The organism is Borborobacter arsenicus (assembly GCF_003934165.1).
In the GTDB taxonomy this organism is placed as follows: Bacteria; Pseudomonadota; Alphaproteobacteria; order Rhizobiales; family Rhizobiaceae; genus Pseudaminobacter; species Pseudaminobacter arsenicus.
This window is the reverse complement of record NZ_RKST01000011.1, coordinates 1-26,914: the sequence shown is the minus strand read 5'-3', so window position 1 is coordinate 26,914 and position 26,914 is coordinate 1. Positions and strand designations below refer to the sequence as shown.

Below are 26,914 nucleotides of genomic sequence, written 5' to 3'. Positions count from 1 at the left end.
GCATGACCGACCGCATCATCACCGCGCACCCTCTCACCCGCGAGGCTTTCGCTCCCTTCGGCGATGTGATCGAGACCGAAGGCGCGCACCACTATCCGATCAATGACGGCCGGTGCGAGCGCTACCACGACCTCGCGCGGGTCGAGGCAAACGGCCCCAATGCGCGGGTGCTGGTCAGCCTGTTCAAGGGCACGCCCTATGCATTCCCGCTGAAACTGTCGATGGTCGAGCGCCATCCGCTCGGCAGCCAGGCCTTCATGCCGCTCTCGCCCGCGCCCTTTCTGGTGGTGGTCTGCCCGGACACCGATGACGGTCCCGGCGAACCGCAGGCTTTTCTTACCCTGCCGGGGCAGGGCGTGAACTATCCGCCAAATCGCTGGCACGGCGTGCTGACGCCGATCGGCACCCCCCAGGATTTCCTCGTGGTGGATCGCGGCGGCGACGGCTCCAACCTGGAAGAATTCCACTTCTCCCATCCCTATGAAATCCGGCTGCCGGAAAGCGCGGGCGCATGAGCAGCGCCGCGCTCATCGACAGGCTCTTCGATGTGATCGAGCGCGATATCGTGCCGAAGACGCAGGAAGGCGTGGCCAAGGGCAACAAGCTGTTCGGCGCAGCGATCCTGCGCAAGTCCGACCTGTCGCTGGTGCTGGCCGAAACCAACAACGAGATCGAAAACCCACTCTGGCATGGCGAAGTTCATTGCCTGAAGTGTTTCTACGAAATGCCGAAAGCCGACCGGCCCGACACGCGCGACTGCATCTTCCTTGCCACCCACGAGCCCTGCTCGCTGTGCCTGTCGGCTATCACCTGGAGCGGCTTCGACAATTTCTACTATCTGTTCAGCCATGAGGATTCGCGCGACAGCTTCGCCATCCCGCACGATCTGAAGATCCTGAAAGAAGTCTTCACGCTCGAGCCCGGCGGCTACAATGCGCAGAACGCCTATTGGAAAAGCTATTCGCTGCGCGGATTGCTGCGTGACCTGCCGCAGGCCGAGCGCCAGCGCCTGGAAACCCGCCTTACGGCAATCTCGGCGACCTATGACGACCTCTCCAGCCACTACCAGGACGGCAAGGCCGACGACGACATTCCGTTGAACTGAGCTAGGGGGTAGGCGACCTCAGCGGCGGCTCGCCAGGCGATAAATTTCCAGCCGATCGCGTCGGGCGATGGCAATCACCAATTTCGGCGGCGTTGCCTCGCCTTGCACTGTTCCCCTCCCCATGTCTCAATCACGACCGAGGAGGATTGCGCATGAAGACCGTCACCGAATTTCCTCGCGAGGTCGTCGAGATTCCCGACATGGGCATCGTCATGCCCGATGGCTGCCGGCTGTCGGCGCGTGTCTGGATGCCGCAGGATGCGGCGGACAAGCCGGTGCCGGTCATCCTGGAGCATCTGCCCTATCGCAAGCGCGATGGCACGACCGCGCGCGATTGTCTGACCCACCCCTATTTCGCCGGGCAAGGCTATGCCTGCATCCGCACCGACATGCGCGGCAATGGCGACTCCGAAGGCCTGATGGAGGACGAATATACCGAGCAGGAATTGCAGGATGCCTGCGATGTCATCGCCTGGGCCGCCAGCCAGCCCTGGTGCAACGGCAATGTCGGCATGATGGGCATTTCCTGGGGCGGTTTCAATTCGCTGCAGGTTGCCGCCATGCAGCCACCGGCATTGAAGGCGATCATCACGCTCTGCTCCACCGATGACCGCTATGCCGACGACATCCACTACAAGGGTGGGCTGCTGCTCAACGAGAATCTCGGCTGGGGCTCCACCATGCTGTCCTATTCCTCACGCGCGCCCGACCCGGCGCTGGTCGGCGAGAAATGGCGCGCCATGTGGATCGAGCGCCTGGAAAACGAGCCCTTCCTGCCGGCAGTCTGGCTTAGGCACCAGACCCGCGACGCCTATTGGAAGCGCGGTTCCATCTGCGAGGATTTTTCGCGCATCAAGGCGGCCACGCTTGCAATCGGCGGCTGGGGGGATGCCTACAAGAACGCCGTGTCGCGTCTCGTGAAAGGCATCGAGGCACCGGTCAAGGGCATCGTCGGCCCATGGATTCACAAATACCCGCATTCCGCCGTGCCCCGGCCCGCCATTGGCTTCCTTCAGGAAGCGTTGCGCTGGTGGGACTGCTGGCTGAAAGGCATCGACACCGGCGTCGAGAACGATCCGGCCATGCGGCTCTATCTGATGGATTCGGTGCCGCCGCGCGACTGGTATGAGGAGCGGCCCGGCCGCTGGATCGCCGAACCTGACTGGCCCGGTGCCAATATCTCGATACACCGGCTGCACCTCGCCGCGGGCGGCATGCTTGCCGACACGGCCGGTGCGCTCCCTTCCATCGCAGTCGCCTCCCCGCAGGATTGCGGCATGAGCGGGGGCGAATATTGCGCCATCTGGCTGGGACCCGAACTGCCGGGCGACCAGCGCGAGGACGACGCCAAATCCGTCTGCTTCGACACCGCCGCGCTGGAAAGCCCGCTCGACATTGTCGGTTCGCCGGTGATCCGCCTGAAACTCGCCGCCGACCGCAGGAACGCAATGGTCACCGTGCGGCTTTGCGACGTGCAGCCCGACGGCGCTTCCACACGCATTACCTATGGCGTGCTCAACCTTGCCCATCGCGACAGCCACGAATTCCCGCAAGGCTTGGTTCCTGGCGAGGTCATGGACATCACCCTCAAGCTGGACGACATCGCCTATAGCATTGCTGCCGGCAATCGCCTGCGTGTGGCAATCTCCTCCACCTATTGGCCGCTGATCTGGCCCTCCCCCGAGCCCGTGATGCTCGCCCTGCATGAAGGCGCCATCGACCTGCCTGTCCGCCCATCCGGCAGCGGCGATGAAGTATCCTTTGGCGGCCCCGAAGCTGCAGCACCCTGGCAGACCGAGACGCTGCGGGAAGTTTCCAACAGCCGCAAGGTCGAGCGTCATGCCAAGACTGGCGAGGTCTCGCTCGTCATCGTCGATGATTTCGGCCAGTTCCGCGACAAGGATCACGGCCTCGTGGAAGGCGGCATCGCGCGCGAATGGTGGACCATCCATCCCGATGATCCGCTGTCGGCCTCAGGCCGCACGCACTGGACCGCAACCCTGTCACGGGGTGACTGGTCGCTGCGTACCGAAACCTTTTCCGAGATGCATTCGGATGCGAAAAATTTCTATCTGAAGGGCCGGATTGAGGCCTATGAAGGAGAAAATCTTGTGTTCACCCGCAATTTTGAGGATAGAATTCCCCGAAATCATATTTGACAGCTCGGATTCCCTCCTCTAAGGGACTGTCCTGTTTGCGACACTACATGTCGCCTACTCATCTGTGCGGAAACGAAGATGCCAGCCAAACTTCTGCATTGGGAGTGGCGGCATCGTGCCGCACAAGCAATGAGCGGGGGAGTGTCAAGAACGGATCGTTTTCCTTGCCGGGCTCCGTCCCTGCAGCCCGTTGCGAAGCCCTGACCGGCAGATCGCATCGGCGCGACAGGCACTGTCCGCCTTAGTCCAGTGGGGCGCATCATTTACGCCACGGCATGTCGCAATCGGCCTTGCGCCGGACATGGCGTTGAGATCAATATCCCGGTAACGACAAAAAGACCGACCACGGTCACCTAACAGAGTGAGGAACCTCGAAATGTCCAATGAACTGGAATTCCTGAGTCATCACGTAGTCGTCGGCAAGCTTAGCCGGCGTGATTTCCTCGGTCGCGCCGCCGCGCTCGGCGTCAGCGCCACCATCGCCAATTCCCTCATCGGCAGCGCGGCCCGCGCCGCTGGCCCGCAAAAGGGCGGTGTTCTCAAAGCCGGACTGCAAGGGGGCGAATCCTCCAACGTCCTCGATCCGGCTCTGAACCTCAGTCAGGTGAACTTCTCCTTTGGCAAGGCATGGGGCGAGTTGCTGGTCGAATTGAACCCCGATGGCAGCCTCGAAAACCGTATCGCGGAGGAGGTCGGTTCGTCTGACGACGCCAAAGTCTGGACCATGAAAATCCGCAAGGGCATCGAATTCCACGACGGCAAGACCGTATCGCCGGAAGATGTCGTCGCAACGCTTGAGCGCCACAGCGATGAAAAGTCGAAATCGGCCGCCCTCGGCATCCTGCAGGGCATCGATTCGATGAAGGCCAGCGGCGACGAGGTCGTCATCACGCTGAAAGACCCGAATGCCGACTTCCCTTACCTGATGGCGGACTACCATCTCGTCATCCAGCCCAATGGCGGCAAGGACAATCCGAATGCCGGCATCAGCGCCGGGCCATACAAGGTGACCATCGATGAACCGGGTGTGCGCTATGGCGGCGAAAAATTCGCCAACTATTGGCAGGGCGACAAACTCGGCCATGCGGACCAGATAGAGATCGTCGTCATCAACGATGCAACCGCGCGCACGGCGGCCCTTCAGGGGGGCCAGGTCAACATGATCAACCGCGTCGAGCCGAAGATCGTCGATCTCGTTAAGCGGGTGCCCGGTGTGACGATCCAGAACGTGGCCGGCAAGGGATTTTACCCTTTCAATATGTTCTGCGACACCGCGCCCTTCGACAACAACGATCTGCGCATGGCGTTGAAACTGGCCATGGACCGCGAGGAACTGCTGGACAAGATCCTGCGCGGCTATGGCTCGGTCGGAAATGACTTCCCCATCAACGAAGCCTATCCGCTGTTTTCCGACGATATCGAACAGCGCAAGTTCGACCCCGAAAAGGCGGCCGAACTCTACAAGAAGTCTGGCCACTCCGGCTCGATCCTGCTGAGGACCTCGGATGTCGCCTTCCCCGGCGCCGTCGATGCGGCCCAACTCTATCAGCAGAGCTGTGCCAAGGCCGGCATCACCATCGAGATCAAGCGCGAACCCGGTGACGGCTACTGGTCGGAAGTCTGGAACAAGCAGCCCTTCTCGCTCTCCTACTGGGGTGGGCGGGCGACGCAGGACCAGATGTATTCCACGGCCTATGTTTCCGGTGCCGACTGGAACGACACGCGCTTCCTGCGCCCGGATTTCGACAAGATGGTGCTTGCCGCGCGCGGCGAACTCGATCAGGACAAGCGCAAGGCAATGTATCGCGACATCGCCATGGTGATGCGCGACGAAGGCGGGCTGATCGTTCCGTTCTTCAACCAGTATATCGACGCTTCGGGCAAGGGCGTGCAGGGCTGGGTCAACAATCCCGCTCAGGAAATGTGCGGCGGCTACGCATTGTCGATCTGCTGGCTGGAAGCTTAGGCCGACCGTGAGCCTATGTCTTCACCCATCCTGAAACTGGTGGCCCAGCGCATTGCGCTGGGCATCCTGCTCCTGCTGGCCGTTTCGGCCCTGATTTTCGCTGGCACTCAGGTCCTGCCCGGCGACGTCGCGCAATCCATCCTCGGTCAGGCAGCAACCCCGGCAGCGCTTGCCAATCTGCGCGCCGAACTTGGGCTGAACGATCCGGCCTATATCCGCTATTTCCGCTGGCTGGGCGGCGTGGTGACCGGCGATCTCGGCACGGCACTATCGAGCGGACAGGATATCGCCACCTCGATTGGCAGTCGCCTCTGGAACACACTGTTCCTTGCCTTCTGCGCCGCACTGGTATCCGTGCCGCTGGCGATCCTTCTCGGCCTGCTTGCCGTGCGCTATCGCAATGGCTGGGTCGACAAGCTGATCTCGGGCCTGGCGCTTGCCTCCACCTCGTTTCCTGAATTCTTCATTGGCTATCTGCTCGTCTATTTCTTCGCCGTGAAGTGGCAGATTTTCCCCGGCATCTCCACCGTCTATGAAGGCATGCCTTTCCTGGAAAGGCTGCAGGCCATCGCCCTGCCGGCCACCGCACTTACCCTGGTGGTGCTGGCCCAGATGATGCGCATGACGCGCGCCGCAATCCTCAACGTCATGCAGTCGGCCTATGTCGAAACGGCCGAACTCAAGGGCCTGTCGGCGTTTTCCATCATCCGCAAGCACGCGCTTCCCAATGCGGTCGCGCCGATCATCAACGTCGTGATGCTTAATCTCGCCTACCTTGTCGTCGGCGTCGTCGTGGTCGAGGTCATCTTCGTCTATCCCGGCATGGGGCAGTATCTGGTCGATCATGTCGCCAAGCGGGACGTTCCGGTCGTGCAGGCGGTGGGGCTGATTTTCGCCGCCGTCTACATCACGCTCAACATCGTTGCGGACGTTGCGTCGATCATCGCCAATCCGCGCCTCCGGCATCCGAAATAGGGGGGCGTCATGGCTAATGTGAAACGCATCCCCATCCCTGCTTTGATCGGCATCATCCTGACGGTGCTGTTCCTGATAGCCGCGATCTTTGCCCCCTGGATAGCGCCCTATGGCAATGGCCAGATCGTCGGCGATGTCTGGGAGCCGATGTCGGCGCAATACTGGCTCGGCACCGACAATCTCGGCCGCGACCTGCTCTCGCGCATGATCTATGGCGCGCGCATCACCATTTTCATCGCCGTGCTGGCCACCGCTCTGTCATTCACGCTGGGCGCCACGCTGGGCTTTTGCGCCGCCGTGCTCGGCGGCTGGTTCGACACGCTGATGTCGCGCGCCGTCGATCTGTTGATGGCCATCCCGACGCTGATCTTCGCCCTGGTGGTGCTGTCGGTGCTGCCGTCGACGCTGGTGACGCTGATCCTGGTCATGGGTATACTGGACTCGACGCGCGTCTACCGGCTTTCGCGGGCGATTGCGGTCGATATCGAGGTCATGGATTTCGTCGAAGCGGCCAAGCTGCGCGGCGAAGGCATGCGCTGGATCATCTTCCGCGAAATCCTGCCCAACGCGCTGTCACCGCTGATCTCCGAACTCGGCCTGCGCTTCATCTACGCCATCCTGTTCCTGTCGGCGCTGTCCTTCCTCGGGCTTGGCGTACAGCCGCCGGACGCCGACTGGGGCGGCATGGTCAAGGAAAACAAGGACGGCATCGTCTTTGGGATAGGGGCAGCCCTCATCCCGGCGGCTGCAATCGCGATGCTGGCCATTTCAGTCAATCTGGTTGCAGACTGGGTGCTCAACCGCACTTCCGACCTCAAGGGAGGACGTGGCAATGGCTGATAAAAAGGCTGCTGGAAACCGGAAAGCCGGCCCCCTGCTCGACATCCGCAATCTGCGCATCGAAGCGACCGCATATCCGCCGGGCGAGCCACCGCAGAATATCGTCATCGTCCACGACGTCTCGCTGACGCTGGAAAAAGGCAAGGTGCTTGGCCTGATCGGCGAATCCGGCGCCGGCAAGTCGACCATCGGCCTGTCCTCGATGGGCTATGGGCGCGGTGGCGTGCGCATTACCGGCGGCGAGGTCATCTTGAATGGCCGCGACATATTGAAGGGCGGCAAACAGGGTTTGCGCAAGCTGCGCGGCCACGAAGTCTGCTATGTCGCGCAGTCGGCGGCGGCCGCCTTCAACCCCGCGCACCGCCTGATGGATCAGGTGGTCGAGGCAACACTGTTGCATGGCAGGGCCACGCGCGCAGAGGCTGAGAAACGCGCGATAAAGCTGTTCAAGGCGCTGAGCCTGCCGGACCCGGAACATATCGGCGAGCGCTTTCCACACCAGGTTTCCGGTGGTCAATTGCAGCGCGTGATGACGGCGATGGCGCTGTGCTCGGAGCCCGACCTGATCGTCTTCGACGAGCCGACCACGGCGCTCGATGTGACCACGCAGATCGATGTACTGGCGGCAATCAAGGTCGCCATCCGCGAAACCGGCGTCGCCGCCCTTTATATCACCCACGATCTTGCCGTCGTCGCCCAGGTGTCCGACGAGATCATGGTGCTGCGCCACGGAAGGCTGGTCGAATGGGGCGGCACGCGCCAGATCATCAAGGAGCCGCGGCAGGAATACACCAACGCGCTGGTCTCCGTGCATGAAATCAACCATGAAGAAAAGAAGCCCGGCCGCACGCCGTTCCTGTCAGTCCAGAACGTTACCGCGGCCTATGGCGGCGGGCACATCAAGGTGCTGAAGAATATTTCGGTCGACATCTTCCCTGGCCAGACGCTGGCCGTAGTCGGCGAATCCGGCTCAGGCAAATCGACGCTGGCACGCGCCGTCACCGGGCTTTTGCCGCCGCAGGAAGGCAGCGTCACCTTCGATGGGCGACCATTGGCCAACCGGCTTGCCGACCGGCCGAAGGAAGATTTGCGCCAGTTGCAGATGATCTACCAGATGGCGGACGTCGCCATGAACCCGCGCCAGACCGTCGGCTCCATCATCGGGCGACCGCTGGAGTTTTATTTCGGCCTGCGCGGGCGCGAGCGCGACGCGCGGGTGGCCGAACTGCTCGACAAGATCGAGATGGGCAAGGGCTTTGCCGACCGCTACCCGGCAGAGCTTTCCGGCGGCCAGAAACAGCGCGTCTGCATCGCCCGCTCGCTTGCGGCCAAGCCCAAGCTGATCATCTGCGACGAAGTCACCAGTGCGCTCGATCCGCTGGTCGCCCACGGCATCCTGCAACTCCTGTTGGAACTGCAGAAGGAAGAACAGGTCGCCTATCTCTTCATCACCCACGACCTTGCCACCGTGAAGGCCATCGCCGATTCCATCGCGGTGATGTATCGCGGCGAGGTGGTGCGTTACGGGCCGAAGAGCGAAGTGCTGACGCCGCCCTTCGACGCCTATACCGACCTGCTCCTGTCCTCCGTCCCGGAAATGGAGATTGGCTGGCTGGAGAAGGCCATCAAGGGTCGGCGCATGGAAAGCGCAGGAAACTGAGACCGATAATTTCGCGCGGCAGAGCGACTTGGGCGCGCGACGGACACACCCTTCGTCATCTTCGGGCTTGACCCGAGAATCCATTCCGCGACTTTGGCGACAGCCACCGCCACCCTCGCAGAACCTGGGTTCCTCGCTCCTCTGGGGAGAGGTGCCGAGCGCAGCGAGGCGGAGAGGGGCGGAGCGAGGTGGAGAGGGGCGGGGCAAAGACCACCAGACGCATTTGCGGGCGTGGCAACGGAAAACTGTGGCTAAGACCTTTCAGGACCTGGGTTCCTCGCCCCTCTGGGGAGAGGTGTCGAGGCAAAGCCGAGACGGAGAGGGGGTCGGTCCTGTCATATGCGATTGCCCTGCATCAAAGGGGCAGATAACAGCGCCCGACCTACCTCACCAAGGCCACTCGCCGCGTCCCAGCGCGGCCACGGCATCGACAATCCGCGAGAAGCTGGCGCGGGCACGGCCAACGCTATGGCGGGCGCGCAGATAGCCATGGACAAGGCCCGGCTCCTCGAACCACCAGGCCTTGCCGCCGGCGGCAAGCACCCTCGCGCCATAGGCTTCGCCGTCGCTCGACAGCGGGTCGCATTGCGCGGTGATAATCACGGTCGGCGGCAGATTGGCGAAATCCGCATCCTTCAGCGGCATATAGGTGATGTCGCCGGAGACATCGGCGCCGCCGGTGCGGATATCCTTGGAGAATTCAAGGTCGCGCAGGGTCAGCATCGGCGCTTCTGCATGGGTCACATAAGAGCCTTTCGACTGGTCGCCGCCGAGGCCGGGATAGATCAGCACCTGCCCCGCGGGATGGCGCTTGTGCCCGCGCGTGGCATGGGACACGGCAGCCGCCAGATTGCCGCCCGCGCTGTCCCCGCACAGCAGGATGGGCTGCTCGTAGCGGCCCGCAGCCCATTCGAACGCCGCCAACGCATCGTCGAATGCCGCCGGATGCAGATGTTCCGGCGCAAGGCGGTAGTCGACCGAAACCACCTCATATCCGGTGCGGGTACACAGTTCGGCGCAGACATCGTCATGGCTGTCGAGGCCGCCGAGAATGAACCCGCCGCCATGAAAATAGAGCACTACTGCCTCCGCCGGCTTCTCTTCCGCCCGATAGGTGCGGATCGCAATGGCGTGGTCGCCGGGTTCTATCGCCGTCGTCTTGGCAGTCACGCCTTGCGGATAGCCTGCGAAGAATTCGCGGCACATCCGGTCATAGATCTCGCGCTGCTGGGCAATCGTGTCGTCGATCGTATCGGGCGGATAATAGCTGTCGGTCCTTTCGATGAAGGCCCAGGTCTCGGCATCGATCAGTTTCCTATAGTCGGTCATCGGGGCCTTTGCTCACCAGCGCGGCCGATCTCACCGCCCCTTCCACACCGGGTCGCGCTTTTCGGCAAAGGCGCGAAACCCTTCCAGATTATCCTCCGAGGCATAGAGTTCGTCCACCGTGCGGAATTTGCGTTTGGTGATCCAGTTCATCGCATCCTGGAACTCCATGGCTTCGGCGCGGCGCGCGACCTCCTTGATCGCGGCGAACACCAGCGGCGGACCGCCGGCAAGCATCCGGGCAACATCCCAGACGCGTTCCTCAAGCTGGCTCACCGGATGAACCTCGTTGACCAGCCCCCAGCGATGCGCTTCCAAGGCGTCCATCCAGCGGCCGGTGAGCAGAAGGTCCATCGCCACATGATAGGGGATGCGCTTGGGCAGCTTGATCGTTGCCGCATCGGCCAGCGTGCCGGCGCGGATTTCCGGCAGCGCAAAGGAGGAATGGTCGGCGGCATAAATGAGGTCGCAGGAGAGCGCCAGTTCGAAGCCGCCGCCCACCGCCATGCCGCTGACGCAGGCAATCACCGGCTTGTTTAGATCGCGCAGTTCCTGCAGGCCGCCGAAGCCGCCGACGCCATAGTCGCCGTCGACCGCATCGCCATCGGCGGCGGCCTTCAAATCCCAGCCAGCCGAGAAGAATTTCTCCCCCGCCGTCTTCACGATCGCCACGCGCAGTTCGGGATCGTCGCGGAACGCCCTGAAGGTCTCGCCCATCAGCCGCGAGGTCTTCAGGTCGATGGCGTTGGCCTTGGGCCGGTCAAGCGTGACTTCGAGAATGGCGCCCTCCCGGCTGGTTTTTATCACATCGGACATGAGACCTCCTTCAAGACAAGCAACGCATCGGCGATCCACGCGCCCTTGCCCCCGCCGCAAACGATCAGCGGATTGATATCGAGTTCCTCGATGGTGTCGGCATGATCGGCGGCGAAGCGCGAAATGGCGAGGATTGCGTCTATTGCGGCGGCGATATCCGCCTTTGGCCGGCCACGATAGCCGTCAAGCAGCGGATAGAGCCGCAAGCCCTGCAATGCCGCCTCGATCTCGGTGCGCGATGCCGGCAAAAGCAGGGTGGCGCTGTCCTTCAAAAGCTCCACCAGCACGCCGCCGGTGCCCAGCGTCATGACGGGTCCGAACAGCGGATCGCGGGTAACGCCGACGATCAGTTCGCCGATGCCGCCCTCGACCATGGGCTCGACATAAAGGCCTGTGCCGAGCGGCAGCAAGGCTTCCGCCGCCGTCCGAACATCATCGGCGGATTTGAGGTCAAGTCGAACCGCGCCAAGCTCGCTCTTATGCGCAACGCCGAGCGCCTTGAGCGCCACCGGGAAACCAAGCGTCTGCACTGCGGAAACAGTCTCGGCCACGCTGGCGGCACACATGCCTTCAGGCACGGCCAGGCCAGCCTCCCGCAGCAGTGCCTTGGTGGTGGCTTCGTCGAAGACACCTTTACCCTCCCCCTTGTGGGGAGGGTCGGCACGACCTCTCCACAAGGGGGAGGTAAAAGGCTGCTTCCAAGCCTCACCAATGAAAGCTGCGGCCTCGGCCGCATCGAAGGCCTCGACAATCCCCTGCAGCGGAACAATGCCGCGCTTCATCAGTGCGAGGGCGTGATGTTCCGGCAGGTTCTCAAGCATGGAAGCGACGATCGCACCCTTGGCACCGTTGGCCCTCAAGGCGGTATCGAACGCGTTGACCGCAGTGAGCCAGTCGGCATCGGAACAACGGTCGTTGCGCGGGAAATCGAGCACCAGCATGTTGAGGTCGAAGCCGCCCGAAACCATGGCGCCAAAGGCTTTTGCCATCGCCGCCTCATCGTTCCAGATGAAGGTATTGTAGTCGAGCGGATTGGCCACCGCGACGAGCGGGCCGAGCGCCTCTTTCACCTGTGCCCGGTGTTCCGCGCTCAAGGCCGGAAAGCCCACTCTCCGGCCGTCAGCGGTGTCGGCCATCACGGAAGCCTCGCCGCCCGAACAGCTCATCGAGGACAAGCGACGCCCCTGCAGCGGCCCGAGCACATGCAGAAGTTTCAACGTCTCCAAAAAGGACGGGATGGAATCGACCCGCGCAATGCCCAGCCGTTTCAGGAAGGCCGCCGAGCCGGCATCGGACCCGGCCAGCGAAGCGGTGTGGGAGATGGTGGCGGCACGCGCCTGTTCCGAGCGGCCGACCTTCATGGCCACGATCGGCTTGCCGAGTTCTCTCGCCCGCTTTGCCAGGCGCTCGAAACCGGCGACGGAATCAAAGCCCTCTATATGCAGCCCCAAGCAGGAGACCCGCTCGTCCTCGATCAGGCCGAGCGCCATTTCCGACAGGCCGGTTTGCGCCTGGTTGCCCGCCGTCATCAGGAAGGCGATAGGCAGGCCGCGCTGTTGCATGGTGAGATTGCAGGCGATGTTGGACGACTGCGTGATAATGGCAACGCCGCGTTCGCCGGGCTGCAGACGAATTCCGCCATGCTGGTCCGGCCATAAAAGCGCGCCATCGGCGTAATTGATCAGCCCGTAACAGTTCGGGCCGATGATCGGCATATCGCCCGCCGCCGCCACAAGTTCCTGCTGCAGCCGCTCGCCATCGGCATCGTCATTGCCTGTCTCGCGAAAACCGGCGGCAAAACAGATCGCGCCGCCCGCACCAAGCGCGGAAAGTTGGCGGATGATCTCAATGGTAAGATTGCGATTGACGGCAACGAAGGCGGCGTCGGGCGCGGCCGGCAGGTCTGCAACCGACTTGAAGGCTACAACGCCGTGAACGTCGGTGCGGCTCGGATGCACCGGCCAGATCGCGCCGGTATAGTCCATCTTCAAGCACTGCTCGACCACATTGGTGCCGAATGCACCACCGCCAATGATCGCGATGGATTTTGGCCGTAAGAGACGGTCGAGGCGAGTCATTTTCCGCACCCCCACCCCTGACCCCTCCCCACAAGGGGGAGGGGGACGATTTCGTCCCTGCCAGCATCAAAACTCACGAATTTTATGCGCTCCGGTGCAACCGCGAGTCCCCCTCCCCCTTGTGGGGAGGGGTCAGGGGTGGGGGTGAAAAACGACAAAAATGGCACGAAATCACCCACCCACTTCCCGCAGTAGCGCCCGGCTGATGATGTGGCGCTGGATCTCGGACGTGCCTTCCCAGATGCGCTCGACGCGGGCGTCGCGCCAGATGCGCTCCAGCGGCAAGTCATCCATCAGGCCCATGCCGCCATGGATCTGGATCGCCTCGTCGGCGACGAAGGCCAGAACCTCGGTGGCCTTGAGCTTGGCCATCGCCATATCCTGGTCGGTGACAGTACCCTGGTCGTATTTCCAGCCGGCCTCGAACACCATGAGATTGGCTGCCTTCAACTCCGTGGCCATGTCGGCAAGCTTGAAGGAAACGCCCTGGAACTTGCCGATCTGCTGGCCGAATTGCTGGCGCTGGGCGGCATATACGATCGAATGCTGAAGCGCGCGCTCGGCACGGCCGAGGCATGTCGCACCGACCTGCAGCCGCGTCGCACCAAGCCAGCTATTGGCAACCTCGAAGCCCTTGTGGACCTCGCCCAGCACCTGTTCCTTGGGCAGCCGGCAATCGTCGAATTCCAGCACCGAATTGGTGTAGCCGCGATGCGAGACGTTGCGGTAGCCGTCCCGCACTGTGAATCCCGGCGTGCCCTTGTCGACAAAGAAGGCCGTGATCTTCTTGCGCTTGCCGCGTGGACTATCTTCCTCGCCGGAAGCCATGAAACAAATCGCAAAATCGGCAATATCAGCGTGGGAAATAAAATGCTTGGTGCCGTTGAGCACCCAGTCGTCGCCATCCTGCACGGCGGTTGCTTTCATGCCGCGCAGATCGGAGCCGGCACCGGGCTCGGTCATGGCCAGGCAATCCCATTTCTCGCCACGGATACAGGGATAGAGATATTTTTCCCTCTGCTCATCGGTGCCGGCAAGCAGGATGTTGGAAGGGCGTGCCACGCAGGTCCAATGCAGCGCGTAATTGGCGCGTCCAAGCTCTTTCTCATAGAGCAGCCAGGTCACCGTATCGAGGCCGGCGCCGCCGACCTCGGCCGGCATATTGGCGGCATAGAGCCCGGCCGCAATCGCCTTGGCCTGCAATTCCTTGATGAGTTCCATTGGCAGATGGCCGCTGCGCTCCACCGCAAGCTCATGCGGGTAAAGCTCGTTTTCGACAAAGGCGCGGGTGGTATCGACGATGAGCTGCTGTTCTTCCGAAAGACCGAAATCCATGCCCGTCACTCCTTCGTCATCCCGGCCGATGCCGAGCGGCCGGAGGCTGCGAGGCGAGAGCCGGGATCCATTCCGTGACCTGTGACGTTCCGGAATGGATCCCGGACAGCCGTTTTCTGGCTACGCTTGAAACGGCTTCCGGGATGACGCGAGGCAGCCACGACCGTCAACCCTTCTTCTTCGACTTCGCCGCAGCCTTCTTCACCGGTTTTCCGGCCTTTGCCTTGGCGGCAGCCTTCGAAATGGGTTTCTTTGCCGCAAGCTTTGCCAGCCGCTTGGTGTAGTCCCTGTGGATCTCACCGGCGCCCCAGCCCTTGCCCTTGTTCTGTTTCGACAGCGCTTCCATGATCGCGACGAGATTGTCGTCGCGGATCCTCTCCAGTTCGCGGATCGACCATTGCCCGGACTGCTCGTCAGACTGACCGGCGATCAGCTCGACCAGTTCGTCGTTGAATTCCGGAACGTCCATCAGCTTGGTCCACGGCCAGGACAGGCACGGACCGAACTGCGCCATGAAGTGGCGCATGCCGGCCTCGCCGCCGGCCACACGATAGACCTGGAACATGCCCATCTGCGCCCAGCGCAGGCCGAAACCATAGCGCATGATGTCGTCGAGTTCCTCGACGGTGCAGATGCCGTCCTTGATCAGCCACAGCGCCTCGCGCCAAGCCGCCTCAAGCAGCCGGTCGCCGACGAAAGCCTCGATCTCCTTGCGGATGACCACCGGCTTCATGCCGATGGACGCGTAGATTTCCTTGGCAACTTCGATGGCCTCGGGGAAAGTCTGTTCTCCTCCCACCACTTCCACCAGCGGCAGCAGATAGACCGGGTTGAACGGATGGCCGACCACCAGCCGCTCAGGGTGTTTCTTCATCGCCACCTGCATGTCGGTCGGCTTGATGCCGGAGGTGGATGAGCCAATGATGGCATTGGCTGGGGCATGCGCATCGATCTCGGCCAGCACCTTGTGCTTGAGGTCAAGCCGTTCCGGCACGCTTTCCTGGACCAGGTCGGCATCGGCCACCGCCTCGGCTATGCTCCTGGCGAAGGTGAGCTTGCCTTCCTTCGGCAGGCCATCCGGCAGCATCTGCTTATAGGCGCGCCGCGCGCCCTTCATCACCTCATCGACCTTCCGGGACGCTTCCGGGTCCGGATCATAGATCGAAACATCGATGCCATTGAGCAGCAGACGCGCGACCCAGCCCGCGCCGATAACCCCGCCGCCGATTGCGGCCGCCTTCTGGATGGTCATTTGCCTTGGGTTCCCCATGATCGCCCCCCACTCCGTCGCGCCTTGCGCGACACCTCTCCCCCGATCGACGGGGGAGAGGAAATGCCGGCCGCAACCTTGGCACCCTTCCTCTCTCCCGGGCAGGGGGAGAGGTGGCGAGCGTAGCGAGCCGGAGTGGGGGTGGTTTCTCGAAACATTCTCGCGATCTTGCTACGCCGCCACCGGCGCGCGCTTAGTGAGGTTCAGCTTCTTGCGTACCTCATCAGGTCCGATGACCCGCGCGCCCATGCCCTCGATGATGCCGACCGCGCGCTCGACAAGCTGCGCATTGGTGGCCAGCACGCCCTTGTCCAGCCACAGATTATCTTCCAGCCCGACACGGACATTGCCGCCCGCCAGCACTGCCGCCGCGACATAGGCCATCTGGCTGCGGCCGAGGGAAAAGGCCGACCAGGTCCATTCCTTCGGAACATTGTTGACCATGGCCATGAAGGTGTTGAGGTCGTCGGGGGCGCCCCACGGCACGCCCATGCAGAGCTGCACCAGCGCATCGGGCGCAAGCACGCCTTCGGTGACGAGTTGCTTGGCAAACCACAGATGGCCGGTATCGAACGCCTCGATCTCCGGCTTGACGCCAAGCTCCGTCATCATGCCGCCCATGGCGCGCAGCATGCCGGGCGTATTGGTCATGACGTAATCGGCCTCGGCGAAATTCATGGTGCCGCAGTCAAGCGTGCAGATTTCGGGCAGGCATTGGCGCACATGCTCCATGCGCTCGGTGGCGCCGGCCATGTCGGTGCCCTGCTCCTTGACCGGCAGCGGCGCCTCGGTGGAGCCGAACACCATGTCGCCGCCCATGCCGGCGGTGAGATTGAGCACAACATCGACATCAGCCTCGCGGATGCGCTCCGTCACCTCGCGATAGAGATGCACATCCCGGCGCGGCTTGCCCGTCTCGGGGTCGCGCACATGGCAGTGCACGACGGCTGCACCCGCCTTGGCTGCCGCGATGGCCGAATCGGCGATCTGCTTGGGCGAGCGCGGCACATGCGGGCTGCGGTCCTGCGTGCTGCCTGATCCCGTCACGGCACAGGTAATGAAAACCTCGCGATTTATCTCAAGCGGCATCGGTTCCTCCTATCCAATCTCCTCACCGATCATTGCCCTGCTTGCAACGCAGTGTTTTGCACCTTACGAAAGCTAGATGACAAAAAGCGAAAAGCCATCGATCTTTCTTGCTGAGCAAACTCCGCTTTCGCTGACATTTCTTGTCTTTTCAGGCTCATCCATCATGTGCGTGGCGTCAACGGTCGATCCATTGCGGGCCGCAAACCGGATTGCCGGCGAAACGCTGTTCGATTGGAAGATCGTCTCGACGGATGGCGAGCCGGCAATCACCACATCAGGTCTGCCGGTAGCGGTCAGCGGCCGCTTCGATCCGGCCGAGAAAACCGACGTATTGGTGGTCATCGGCGGTTTCGGCACCAAGACCCAGGGCGGTCCGGCACTGCTTGCCGCAGTCCGGCGCGTGGCTCGGTCGGTCCGTGCTGTGGGCGGCGTCGAGGCCGGGACATGGCTGCTCGGGCGGGCGGGTTTGCTGGAAGGGCACGCCGCCACCACCCATTGGGAGGACATGGAAGATTTTTCCGCCGCCTTCCCCGGCACCGATGTGCGGCCGGATCGCTATGTCATCGACGGACCGATTTTCACTTCGGGCGGGGCCTCACCGACCTTCGACCTGATGCTGCATCTGGTGCGCTCGCGCCTCGGCATGGCGGTGGCGCTCGATGTCGCCAGCGTGTTCATCTACGATCAGGCGCGCGCCGCCACCGACGCCCAGCCGCTGGTCTCGCTTGGCCGCCTCGATGGATATGACCCACGGCTGGCGCAATCCATCCGGCTGATGGAAGCCCATATCGACGAGCCGCTGACGATCGCCAAAATTGCCCGGCGCGCCGAGGTGACGAGCCGCACGCTTGAAAACATCTTTCGCAATTCGATCGGCGACACGCCGGGTGCCTACTATCTGAGGCTGCGGCTCAACGCAGCCCGAAGGCTGGTTCTCGATACCCGCCTTGCCATGGCCGATATTGCCGCACGCACCGGCTTTTCCAGCGCCAGCACCTTTTCGCGGACATTTGCCAAAACCTTCGGCGATGCGCCGGCGCGGTTGCGCCAGAAATAGCACGCTGTCAGGCGGCGTCCTGCTGGTCCCCGGCAATCAGCTTGCGCATCTTCTCGGCCAGGAGAGCTTCCAGCCTGCTGCTGACCGCGCGATTCCACAGATCGGGATCGCCGGCCTCTTGGGTTTTTCCCACCAGGGCGAGCAGGTCGACAACCGAATCCGTGGCCGCCAGGGCGCGCAGCGCCTCCGCTTGCCGGATCGAATCGTCGGCTTCATCGATGATTTCGCGTTGCTCAGTCATGGGTCGAAAACTAAACCGTAGCCGGGGGCAAAATGAAGGTATCAACGCGGCAACTTTCCGGCGAAAAGGAAAAATCCTTTTGACCGGTCAATGGTGGCGCCATGATTGCGCATCGTCCTAAGGGACGAACAAGCTGCGTCATTTGGAGAGCTTGGCAAAGGCCGATCCACCTATACCGCCTTGATGGCCGGGTAGAGCGCGCGGTAACGCTGATAGGCGTCGAAATATGCACCAGCGAGCGCCCCATCCGGCTCGATGGTTTCCGCCGTGTTCGGCGTCGAACAGACCACAAGCGGATCGGCATTTTCGGCGGCGATCAACCCCAATCGCGCCGCCCCGAAAGCCGCACCAAAATCGCCGTCGGCCGGAATGTCGACAGGCAGTCCGAGCGCGGTGGCGATCGCTTTCAGCCAATAGCGCGAGCGCGAACCGCCGCCGATCGCAGTGACGCGCGAAAGCTCGGTGCCGGCCTTCCTCAGCGCTTCCAGGCTGTCGCGGAAGGCAAAAGCCACCCCCTCCACCACCGCTTGGGTTAAGGCTACCCGGTCGGTTTCATGGCCAAGACCGGTAAAAGAGCCGCGGATGAGGGCGTCATTATGCGGCGTGCGCTCCCCGGAAAGATAAGGCAGGAAGGAAACGCCGGTCGGCGCCTTCAAATCCTTGCCAAGCTCGTCGGTCAGTTCGGCGGCGTCCTTGCCGGTGATATCGGCAAGCCAGTTGAGCGAATCGGTCGCCGACAAGATGACACCCATCTGGTGCCAGCTATCGGGCAAGGCATGGCAGAATGTGTGGACCGCACTGTCCGGGTTGGGCAGATACGACCCGTTGGCAGCAAACAGCACGCCCGACGTGCCGAGCGAAACAAAGGCATGACCCGCCCGCACGATGCCCATGCCGCAGGCCGAGGCCGCATTGTCGCCAGCCCCTCCTGCCACCACGACCTCGCCCTCCAGGCCCCATTCGGCAGCCAATTGCCGGCGCAAGCTTCCGGCAGGCTGCGTCCCCTCGACCAGCGCCGGCATATGCTCCTCGCCCAGATCTGTCGCCGCGAGCAGTTCGGCCGACCAGCGGCGATTGGCAACGTCCAGCCACGAGGTTCCCGAGGAATCCGACATGTCGGAGATATGCTCCCCGGTGAGCCAGAGGCGCAGATAGTCCTTGGGCAATAAAACCTTGGCTACCTTGGCAAAAATCCCAGGCTCGTTGTTCTTCACCCAGGCGAGTTTCGGCGCGGTGAAGCCGGGAAAGACGATATTGCCGGTGATCTCGCGGAAACGCGGATCGGAATCCAGCCTCGCCGCCTCTTTATGGCTGCGGGTATCGTTCCACAGGATGCAGGGCCGCAACACCTGATCCTTGGCGTCGAGAAGTGTCGCGCCATGCATCTGCCCGGACAGGCCGATGCCCTTGATCGCGCCGAATTCGCCAGAATGGGCGGCCCTGAGTTCGCCAATCGCTGCTCGGGCGGCAGCGACCCAGGCGGACGGGTCCTGTTCCGACCAGCTCGGATGTGGCCGCGCCACGTCGAGCGCGGCATGGGCGGAGCCGACGACATTCTGGTTCCCGTCCATCAGCAGGGTCTTGAGGCCGGATGTACCGAGGTCAAGGCCGAGATACATGAGACAAACTCCAAACTTTGTGACGCCGCCTGACCGGCAAACCTGACATCTTCCCGAACGCAGCATTGATTGCGTTCCGACAAGAATAGCGGGTCACGAAGCGGCCGCCAGACATTTTTTCGAAGCTCGAAAAATACAAGGTTCCCGTCAAGGCACTGGCATTTGTGGGCAACCGATTGCGGGCACGAAGCGGGGTTTGACTTCGCCGCGGCTTGGATGTTCAGTGCCGCATGCAGCAAGACGACCCTGACGATCTTGTCGAGACGATCTTCCGGAACGGCACCTTGACCGTGGTCGGGATCGTGCTGGCATTTTCGCTCGGCTTCGTCACCCACTGGGCCGCCAATCCGATTCCATGGCAGCCCGAGGATGGATTTGCGCTGTTCCCGATCCTGCTCGGCATCGGTCTGCAGATCCGGGCGCTTTCGGACCTACTCAAGCATGAATGCCTGAAAAAGCGCTCATTCCAGCGTGCCAACCGCTTCTTCATGACCGGACTTATCCTGACGAGCGGCGGCGTGGCGCTGGCCATCCTGTTCGATTTCTTCGAAGTCTCGAAGATTGCCGCCTTGGTCGGATAAAGCTCAGTGCCCTGACCGCGCCGCCATGGTGGCGATGCCGGCTCCGATCAGCAAGCTGCCGCCCGCCTTGTTGAAGATGCCGATGGCCTTCGGGTTGCGCACCAGATTTCGTGCCCGCGCCGCAACCAGCGCGTAGCCGAACGCATTGGCAAAGGCCAGGGCCAGGAAGGTGGCTTCGAAGATCACCATCTGGGTGAGGAAACCGGCGTTGCGGTCGAGAAACTGCGGCAGGAAGGCAACGAAAAAGGTGATGCTCTTGGGGTTTAGTGCCGTGACCAACCAGGCATGCCCCAACATTTTCGCAGCCGAAACAGCATCGCTGCGTGGCTCGGCGTTCAACGTCCCGCCGGCGCGAAAAAGCTTGATGCCGAGATAGATGAGATAGGCCGCGCCGACCCATTTGAGGATGGTGAACACCGTCGCGGAAGCTGCCAGCAGTGCCCCGATGCCGAGCATCGACAATGTCATGGCGGTGAAATCGCCTAGCGCCACACCCAGGGCCATCGGCAGGGCCGTACGCCAGCCCTGGCCGAGCGCATAGGACACGACCAAGAGGATGGTCGGGCCGGGGATGATCAGGAGAACTGCCGACGCGGCTGCGAAAGCTGCCCAGACTTCAAGCGGCATGGATATCTCCTTTGCTCAAAGGAAAGGATAAATCCCTGCCAGCGGCCCAATGTAAAGGGCGAAAAATCGTTCTGGGGCTTTATGCGGTCTGGAGGATTGTTCACTTCAAGCACATCCAACGAAATCTGCCGGAAGTGATGAATCGCCGGCCCGGGCATCAACCTACGCCACGGCGCATTCGCGATTGTGACGCAAGCAAGGTGATGTCGCGTCGTGCCGGTCACAATCGCTTCCCTTGGCATGGGCGCATGCGGGAAGATACGCCAACCCCAGGCGCGGCAAGGCCTGCGGCCATTCATCCTTTGTCAACCACGATTGATGAAAATGCGAATGACTTTGGGCGCGGGGTCCGCGAGCACCAGAGCCAGCGTCCAACTGTGGAAATGGTGCCGTGTCGAAAAATCCTGCTTTGCCGAAGGTCCTGCCCGCTGCGACCGACAACACTGCCCTTCTATCGCGGCGCACCGCGCTGCTCGGCCTGGGCTCGGCAGCATTGCTCGGCGCCGCCGGCTGCTCGCGCAGCGTGGATATGGCCGCCTTCGAGGTGGACGAATTCACCACCGGCACGATCCGGCCGCGCATCAGCGTCGACAGGCAGGTGACACGGCCGGAACTGATGTATGCCTCGCTGACCGATAGCGGCTACACGCTGCCGGAAGTCCCGTTCGAGAAGGTCAACCCGAAATTCCGCCGCCAGATCGTGGTCGATCCCACCGGCGAACAGCCGGGAACCATCGTGGTGCATCTGCAGGAACGCTTCCTCTATCTGGTGCAGCCGGGCGGCGATGCCATCCGCTACGGCGTGGGCATCGGCAAGGAGGGCTTCGTCTGGTCCGGCCGAGCTAATATCCAGTACAAGAAGGAGTGGCCGACCTGGACGCCGCCTTCCGAGATGATCGCAAGGCGGCCGGAGCTCGAACAATATCGCGGTGGCCAGCCCGGCGGCCTCACCAATCCGCTCGGGGCGCGCGCACTTTATATCTTCAAGGATGGGCGTGACACGCTGTTTCGCGTCCATGGCTCGCCCGAATGGTGGTCGATCGGCACGGCGGTTTCTTCCGGCTGCGTACGCATGATCAATCAGGACGTGGTCGATCTCTACAATCGCGTCCCGGCCAAGACGCCGATCGTGGTCGCCTGATAGTCTCTCACATTTAGCCACAAACATTGCGTGCGCCCGGCAGTCCTGCGAAAGTGCCGGCAAGCGAGCGCACGAGGATTTCAACATGGCCGCAACTTTCGTGATAGCCCAGGGCGGCGGGCCGACGGCTGTCATCAACCAGACCATGGTCGGGGCCACCATCGAGATCCAACGGTGCCATCCCGGCGCTCGCGTGCTCGGCGCGCGCCATGGCGTGCGCGGCATCCGCGATGGCGATTATGTCGATCTTTCAGCGATGCCCGAAGACCAGCTTCGTCGCATCGGCGCGACACCCAGCGCAGCCCTCGGCTCGACGCGCGACAAGCCCGATCTCGCCTATTGCGACCAGATTCTTGCCGGCCTGAAAAAAGCCGGCGCCGACAGTTTCATCTATATCGGCGGCAACGATACAGCCGCAACGCAGCAAATTCTTGCCAAAGCCGCAGGCGGCTCGATCGCCTTCGTCCATGCCCCGAAGACGATCGACAACGATCTGGTCGAAAATGACCACACGCCGGGCTTCATCTCGGCCGCCGAATTCGTTGCCGGCGCCTTCCTCAGCGTCGATCTCGACTTTCGCGCCCTGCCCGGCGTCTATGTCGGCATCGTAATGGGTCGTCATGCCGGCTTCCTGACAGCAGCCACGGCCGCCTGGCGCCAGGACGACGAAAGCGGGCCGCATCTGCTCTACGTGCCCGAACGTGCCTTCTCCGTGCCCCGCTTCATCGATGATGTGCGCGCCACGCTCTCGCGCCACAAGCGCTGTGTTGTCGCCGTCTCCGAGGGAGTCAGCACCGAGGACGGCAAGCCGCTGATCGAAAGCCTCGTCGCGCCTGACCGGCTGGAACGCGACGCGCATGGAAATCTGAAACTGTCGGGGGGCGATCTCGGCATCGCCTTCGAACAGGCATTGCGCGACGGCCTGCCGGGCGTGCGCGCGCGCGTCGACACTCTGGGCTACCTGCCGCGCGGCTATATCGGCGCTATCAACGATACCGATTCCAAGGAAGCATTCGACGCCGGCGCCTTTGCCGTCGACGCCGCAGCGCGTGGCGGCGGCTCGGTGGCCCTGCAATATGACGGCAAAAAAACGGTGATGCAGCTGGTTCCGCTCTCCGCCGTCGCCGGCAAGACCCGCCACATGCCGGACGACTTCCTGCTGCCGGACGCCAATCTTCTGTCCGGCAAGGGCACTGCCTATCTGAAACGGCTGGTGCCCGCGAAATTTGAGATCGGCAGGCCATTCGTCTGAACCTGCCGACCGAAGGCTTGGCTATTTCGCCGGATGCGCGGCGAGCCAGTCCTCGAGCTGCTTGATCTCGCGTTCCTGCGCCGCTTCGGAGAGCTTGCGGATTTCAGGGTCCTTGCCATGTTCGAGCTGGACTTTGGCCATGTCGATCGCCGCCTGGTGATGCGGGATCATGCCGCGGGCGAAATCGATATCCGGGTCGCCCGAATAGTCCATCTTGCCCATCGCCTCATGCATCTTGTCCATCGCCTCGATATAGCCCTTCGCCGCCGGCGAGGACGCGCCATCCGAAGTGCTCATGGAACCCATGTCGTGGCCACTGTGATCTGACTGCGCCAAAGCCAGCCCTGCGGCACTGGCGCCAAGCATCACGACTGCGGAAAGGGTAACAAGTCTGCGCGTCAAGGTCATAGATACTCCTTCAATGTTTGGAAATCTGTACGGATTTTGCCCCCGCCGCACCTGCCAGATCATCGAGGATCGGGCACTCCGGTCGTGCATCGCCATGACAATGCTCAACGAGGTGACGCAGCGCTTCACGAAGCGCTGCAAGCTCTGAAATCTTGCGGTCGATCTCGCCGAGCTTGGCTTCGGCCAGCGCCTTGACATCAGCACTTTCGCGATGCGTATCGCCATAGAGCGAGAGTAGCTGCCGGCACTCCTCGACCGAGAAACCAAGGCTGCGCGAGCGCTGCAGGAACCGCAGCCGGTGGACATCGCTCACCGAATAATCGCGATAGCCGTTTTCGGCGCGGGCCGGCGTCAATAGCCCGATCTCCTCGTAATAGCGTATGGTCTTGGTCGGAAGGCCGGAATGGTTGGCAGCATCGCCAATATTCATGATCTGTCTCCAAAAATCAGAGTTTGACGGTGCGCAGCCGCAGCGCATTGGCAATGACCGACACGGACGACAGGCTCATCGCGGCCGCAGCCAGCATCGGCGACAACAGCATCCCGAACACCGGATAGAGCACGCCCGCCGCCACCGGCACGCCAAGTGCGTTGTAGACAAAGGCGAAGAACAGGTTCTGCTTGATGTTGCGGATCGTCGCCCGCGCCAGATGGCGCGCGCGCACGATACCATTGAGATCACCCTTCACCAGCGTGATGCCGGCGCTTTCCATGGCGACATCGGCCCCGGTTCCCATGGCGATGCCGACATCGGCGGCGGCAAGGGCGGGTGCATCATTAACGCCGTCGCCGGCCATGGCGATGCGCGCGCCGCCAGCGTGCAACTCATCGACCAGCGCCTTCTTGCCTTCCGGCAATATATCGGCTCGGACTTCATCGATGCCTAGCTTTGCCGCCACGGCTTTTGCCGTCTTCTCATTGTCGCCTGTCGCCATGATGATCTTCAGCCCGCTTTCATGCAGCGCCTTGATCGCTTCGGCCGTCGTCGGTTTGATCGGATCGGACACCGCGACGATACCGGCCAGACGGCCCTCGACGGCGACGAACATAGCGGTGGAACCATCCGCCCGCAGTGCATCGGCGCGCGCTTCGAGCGGTTTGATGGCAACGCCGCTCGCGACCATCATCGCCGCATTGCCGAGCGCCACAGCCTTGCCGGCAACGGTGCCCTTGACGCCCTTGCCCGTGATCGCCTCGAAATCACCGACATCGAGCGAGGCCGCGCCCCGCGCCTTCGCTCCCTCGACGATGGCATCTGCCAGGGGGTGCTCAGAGCCCTTCTCAAGCGTCGCCGCCAGCGTCAGAAGTTCCCCCTCGTCCATACCGTCGGCAGCGACCACCTCGGTCAGCACCGGCTTGCCTTGGGTCAGCGTGCCGGTCTTGTCGATGATCAGCGTATCGACGCCGGCAAAGCGCTCCAGCGCCTCGGCATCCTTGATGAGTACGCCGGCATGGGCGCCACGACCGGTCGCGGTCATGATCGACATTGGGGTCGCCAAGCCGAGCGCACAGGGACAGGCGATGATCAGCACCGAGACCGCCGAAACGATGGCGAAGATCATGCTCGGCTCGGGCCCGAAAATCGCCCAGACGACAAAGGCCGCTATCGCCACCAGAACGACGGTCGGCACGAAATAATAGGCGACACGATCCGCAAGCCCCTGGATCGGCGCGCGGCTGCGCTGCGCCTTGGCGACAAGCTCGACGATCTGCGACAGCACCGTATCGGCGCCGACCTTTTCGGCACGCATCACCAGCGAGCCGTTGCGGTTGAGCGTGCCGCCGGTGAGAAGGTCGCCAACGCTCTTTTCCACCGGGATCGGCTCGCCGGTAATCATGGATTCGTCTATGGAGGATCTGCCTTCAGTCACCGATCCATCGACAGGAACGCTGTCGCCGGGGCGGATGCGCAACAGATCGCCGGCCTTGACCTCTTCCAGCGGCACATCATTCTCGGTTCCATCCGCACGGATCAGCCGCGCTGTCTTGGGCGCTAGGTCGAGCAGCGCCCTTATCGCCGAGCCGGTGCGTTCGCGTGCCTTCAGCTCCAGCACCTGGCCTAAAAACACCAGCGCAACGATGACGGCGGCGGCCTCGAAATAGACCGGCACGGTGCCGCCATGGCCGCGGAAGGAGTGGGGAAAAACATCCGGGAACAGGGCCGCCACCACGCTGTAGAGATAGGCAGCGCCAACGCCGAGCGAAATCAGCGTCCACATATTGGGACTGCGGTTGAGGATCGATTCCCAGCCGCGATGGAAGAACGGCAGCGCCGCCCACAGCACGACAGGCGTGGCAAGCGCAAGCTCGATCCAAATGGCGGGCTGTTCCCCAAACCAATTGCGTACGGGCAGGCCGACCATCGGCCCCATGGTCAGGATTAGCAGCGGTATGGACAGCGCCGCGCTGACCCAGAAGCGCCGGGTAAAGTCGACCAGTTCCGGATTGGGGCCCTCGTCGCCCGTGGGCACGCCCATCGGCTCCAGCGCCATACCGCATTTCGGGCAGGAACCAGGCTTGTCGCGGATGATTTCCGGATGCATCGGACAGGTATATTGCGTGCCCTTGGGCATCAGCGCCGGCTTCGGGCGGTCGCCAAGATATGTTTCCGGGGCAGCTTCGAACTTCGCCTTGCAGCCGGATGAACAAAAATAGAAGCCCTGGCCTTCATGCCGGGTAAAATGCCTGGCGCTGGCGCGATCGACCTTCATGCCGCAAACTGGGTCAGTCGCTTCGAGATAGGTCTCAGGCGAATGGCTGAACTTGCCCCGGCAGGACTCGCTGCAAAAATGAAAGACCCTTCCGCCATGCGCAACTGTTGGCTTGCCGGCAGTGGCATCCACCGTCATGCCGCAGACGGGATCGCGGACAACCCCCGCGGCTGCAACGCCGCTATGGTGTTGGCAACATGAATGTTCGCTATGATCAGTCACAATATTCTTCCTGTTCCGGCCTTATATGGGATCGGAACATAGGGCTTCCAGTCACTGGAAGGTCAAGAGCCGTACCGCCATTCTTTTAAAGGTTGACAAAGGGCGCCAATTACCCCTTCAGAGAATCTGACCCCAACTCATTCATTGAAAGGAGTCAGAATGAAACGTGTCAAACTTTTGGAGCGTTTGAAGTCTGTCCAAAGTCATGATCTCTATAGAGGTCGGGATATAAGAAGCATAACCGCCTTCATGGACAATAATTCACTTGAAGTGCATATCGAGAAATTCGAGCAGGCTATCGCCTTGCATGCCGGCAAATTGTGATTTTTCGTGGAATGAGGACCCTGTTTGAGGGGTGATTTTCGTCCAAACGGGACCCCTTAACGTGGGGTCATCAAAATGCCTCCGGTTTCATCGGAGGCATTTGCGTTTTGGA

The 26,914-nt window shown here is 62.3% G+C and carries 24 protein-coding genes; 12 read left to right on the top strand and 12 right to left on the bottom strand.

The window, feature by feature from the left end:
• Positions 1-2: 2 nt before the first annotated feature.
• The 7 genes from EET67_RS14940 (at position 3) to EET67_RS14910 (ending at position 8,705) form a co-directional block, all read left to right on the top strand.
• Positions 3-515 carry an ureidoglycolate lyase gene (locus EET67_RS14940; protein ID WP_128626996.1) on the top strand — a complete coding sequence of 171 codons (513 nt, stop codon included), beginning with the start codon at positions 3-5 and terminating at the stop codon, positions 513-515.
• Positions 512-1,105, top strand: a complete 594-nt coding sequence (locus tag EET67_RS14935; protein WP_128626995.1) for a nucleoside deaminase — start codon at positions 512-514, stop codon at positions 1,103-1,105. The genes EET67_RS14940 and EET67_RS14935 overlap by 4 nt, the downstream gene beginning before the upstream one ends.
• Before the next feature lie 152 nt (positions 1,106-1,257).
• Positions 1,258-3,264 carry a CocE/NonD family hydrolase gene (locus EET67_RS14930; RefSeq protein WP_128626994.1) on the top strand — a complete coding sequence of 669 codons (2,007 nt, stop codon included), beginning with the start codon at positions 1,258-1,260 and terminating at the stop codon, positions 3,262-3,264.
• 376 nt (positions 3,265-3,640) lie between these two features.
• Positions 3,641-5,230 carry an ABC transporter substrate-binding protein gene (locus EET67_RS14925; protein ID WP_128626993.1) on the top strand — a complete coding sequence of 530 codons (1,590 nt, stop codon included), beginning with the start codon at positions 3,641-3,643 and terminating at the stop codon, positions 5,228-5,230.
• A gap of 15 nt (positions 5,231-5,245) precedes the next feature.
• A complete protein-coding gene (locus EET67_RS14920) occupies positions 5,246-6,205 on the top strand; it encodes an ABC transporter permease (RefSeq protein ID WP_128626992.1) in 960 nt (319 codons plus the stop codon).
• Between the two features lie 9 nt (positions 6,206-6,214).
• Entirely contained in the window at positions 6,215-7,045 is an 831-nt protein-coding gene (locus EET67_RS14915) for an ABC transporter permease (RefSeq protein WP_128626991.1), read from the top strand.
• Positions 7,038-8,705: an ABC transporter ATP-binding protein gene (locus EET67_RS14910; RefSeq protein WP_128626990.1), complete on the top strand. Its 1,668-nt coding sequence runs from the start codon at positions 7,038-7,040 to the stop codon at positions 8,703-8,705. The genes EET67_RS14915 and EET67_RS14910 overlap by 8 nt, the downstream gene beginning before the upstream one ends.
• 387 nt (positions 8,706-9,092) lie before the next feature.
• Here the strand turns inward: EET67_RS14910 and EET67_RS14905 are convergent, their stop codons facing one another.
• The 6 genes from EET67_RS14905 to bcoG form a co-directional block, all read right to left on the bottom strand.
• Positions 9,093-10,034: an alpha/beta hydrolase gene (locus tag EET67_RS14905; RefSeq protein WP_128626989.1), complete on the bottom strand. Its 942-nt coding sequence runs from the start codon at positions 10,032-10,034 to the stop codon at positions 9,093-9,095.
• A 30-nt stretch (positions 10,035-10,064) separates the two neighbouring features.
• Positions 10,065-10,847: a carnitinyl-CoA dehydratase gene (locus EET67_RS14900; protein WP_128626988.1), complete on the bottom strand. Its 783-nt coding sequence runs from the start codon at positions 10,845-10,847 to the stop codon at positions 10,065-10,067.
• Complete coding sequence (locus EET67_RS14895) at positions 10,835-12,925, bottom strand: acetate--CoA ligase family protein (RefSeq protein ID WP_128626987.1); 2,091 nt, start codon at positions 12,923-12,925, stop codon at positions 10,835-10,837. The genes EET67_RS14900 and EET67_RS14895 overlap by 13 nt, the downstream gene beginning before the upstream one ends.
• A gap of 171 nt (positions 12,926-13,096) precedes the next feature.
• Positions 13,097-14,260, bottom strand: a complete 1,164-nt coding sequence (locus EET67_RS14890) for an acyl-CoA dehydrogenase family protein (RefSeq protein ID WP_128626986.1) — start codon at positions 14,258-14,260, stop codon at positions 13,097-13,099.
• A gap of 166 nt (positions 14,261-14,426) precedes the next feature.
• Positions 14,427-15,512, bottom strand: coding sequence for a carnitine 3-dehydrogenase (locus EET67_RS14885; protein ID WP_128626985.1), 1,086 nt, complete (start codon positions 15,510-15,512; stop codon positions 14,427-14,429).
• 189 nt (positions 15,513-15,701) lie between these two features.
• On the bottom strand, positions 15,702-16,619 hold the full coding sequence (gene bcoG / locus EET67_RS14880) for a 3-dehydrocarnitine:acetyl-CoA trimethylamine transferase BcoG (RefSeq protein ID WP_128626984.1): 918 nt from the start codon (positions 16,617-16,619) through the stop codon (positions 15,702-15,704).
• Between the two features lie 76 nt (positions 16,620-16,695).
• Here bcoG and EET67_RS14875 point away from each other — a divergent pair, with 76 nt between their 5' ends.
• On the top strand, positions 16,696-17,676 hold the full coding sequence (locus EET67_RS14875) for a GlxA family transcriptional regulator (RefSeq protein ID WP_128626983.1): 981 nt from the start codon (positions 16,696-16,698) through the stop codon (positions 17,674-17,676).
• Between the two features lie 7 nt (positions 17,677-17,683).
• Here the strand turns inward: EET67_RS14875 and EET67_RS14870 are convergent, their stop codons facing one another.
• Both EET67_RS14870 and xylB read right to left on the bottom strand, forming a co-directional pair.
• Positions 17,684-17,917 (bottom strand): hypothetical protein, encoded by a 234-nt coding sequence (locus tag EET67_RS14870; RefSeq protein WP_128626982.1) that lies wholly within the window; start codon positions 17,915-17,917, stop codon positions 17,684-17,686.
• Between the two features lie 170 nt (positions 17,918-18,087).
• Positions 18,088-19,536, bottom strand: coding sequence for a xylulokinase (gene xylB / locus EET67_RS14865; RefSeq protein ID WP_128626981.1), 1,449 nt, complete (start codon positions 19,534-19,536; stop codon positions 18,088-18,090).
• 230 nt (positions 19,537-19,766) lie between these two features.
• Here xylB and EET67_RS14860 point away from each other — a divergent pair, with 230 nt between their 5' ends.
• Positions 19,767-20,117, top strand: a complete 351-nt coding sequence (locus tag EET67_RS14860) for a hypothetical protein (protein ID WP_128626980.1) — start codon at positions 19,767-19,769, stop codon at positions 20,115-20,117.
• A 3-nt stretch (positions 20,118-20,120) separates the two neighbouring features.
• Here EET67_RS14860 and EET67_RS14855 read toward each other — a convergent pair whose 3' ends face one another.
• Positions 20,121-20,744, bottom strand: coding sequence for a LysE family translocator (locus EET67_RS14855; RefSeq protein WP_128626979.1), 624 nt, complete (start codon positions 20,742-20,744; stop codon positions 20,121-20,123).
• Positions 20,745-21,135: 391 nt separating this feature from the next.
• On the opposite strand from EET67_RS14855, the gene EET67_RS14850 reads away from it, so the two are divergent.
• Positions 21,136-21,885 carry a L,D-transpeptidase gene (locus EET67_RS14850; RefSeq protein ID WP_128626978.1) on the top strand — a complete coding sequence of 250 codons (750 nt, stop codon included), beginning with the start codon at positions 21,136-21,138 and terminating at the stop codon, positions 21,883-21,885.
• A gap of 85 nt (positions 21,886-21,970) precedes the next feature.
• Positions 21,971-23,137, top strand: a complete 1,167-nt coding sequence (locus EET67_RS14845) for a diphosphate--fructose-6-phosphate 1-phosphotransferase (RefSeq protein ID WP_128626977.1) — start codon at positions 21,971-21,973, stop codon at positions 23,135-23,137.
• A gap of 21 nt (positions 23,138-23,158) precedes the next feature.
• On the opposite strand, the gene copM is transcribed toward EET67_RS14845, so the two are convergent.
• The 3 genes from copM to EET67_RS14830 are packed head-to-tail and all read right to left on the bottom strand — an operon-like array spanning position 23,159 to position 26,478.
• Positions 23,159-23,545, bottom strand: a complete 387-nt coding sequence (gene copM, locus EET67_RS14840; protein ID WP_128626976.1) for a CopM family metallochaperone — start codon at positions 23,543-23,545, stop codon at positions 23,159-23,161.
• Positions 23,546-23,555: 10 nt separating this feature from the next.
• A complete protein-coding gene (gene cueR, locus EET67_RS14835; RefSeq protein ID WP_128626975.1) occupies positions 23,556-23,975 on the bottom strand; it encodes a Cu(I)-responsive transcriptional regulator in 420 nt (139 codons plus the stop codon).
• Between the two features lie 16 nt (positions 23,976-23,991).
• Positions 23,992-26,478 (bottom strand): heavy metal translocating P-type ATPase, encoded by a 2,487-nt coding sequence (locus tag EET67_RS14830; RefSeq protein ID WP_281011094.1) that lies wholly within the window; start codon positions 26,476-26,478, stop codon positions 23,992-23,994.
• Positions 26,479-26,637: 159 nt separating this feature from the next.
• On the opposite strand from EET67_RS14830, the gene EET67_RS25665 reads away from it, so the two are divergent.
• On the top strand, positions 26,638-26,802 hold the full coding sequence (locus EET67_RS25665) for a hypothetical protein (RefSeq protein WP_165899916.1): 165 nt from the start codon (positions 26,638-26,640) through the stop codon (positions 26,800-26,802).
• Positions 26,803-26,914 lie beyond the last annotated feature (112 nt).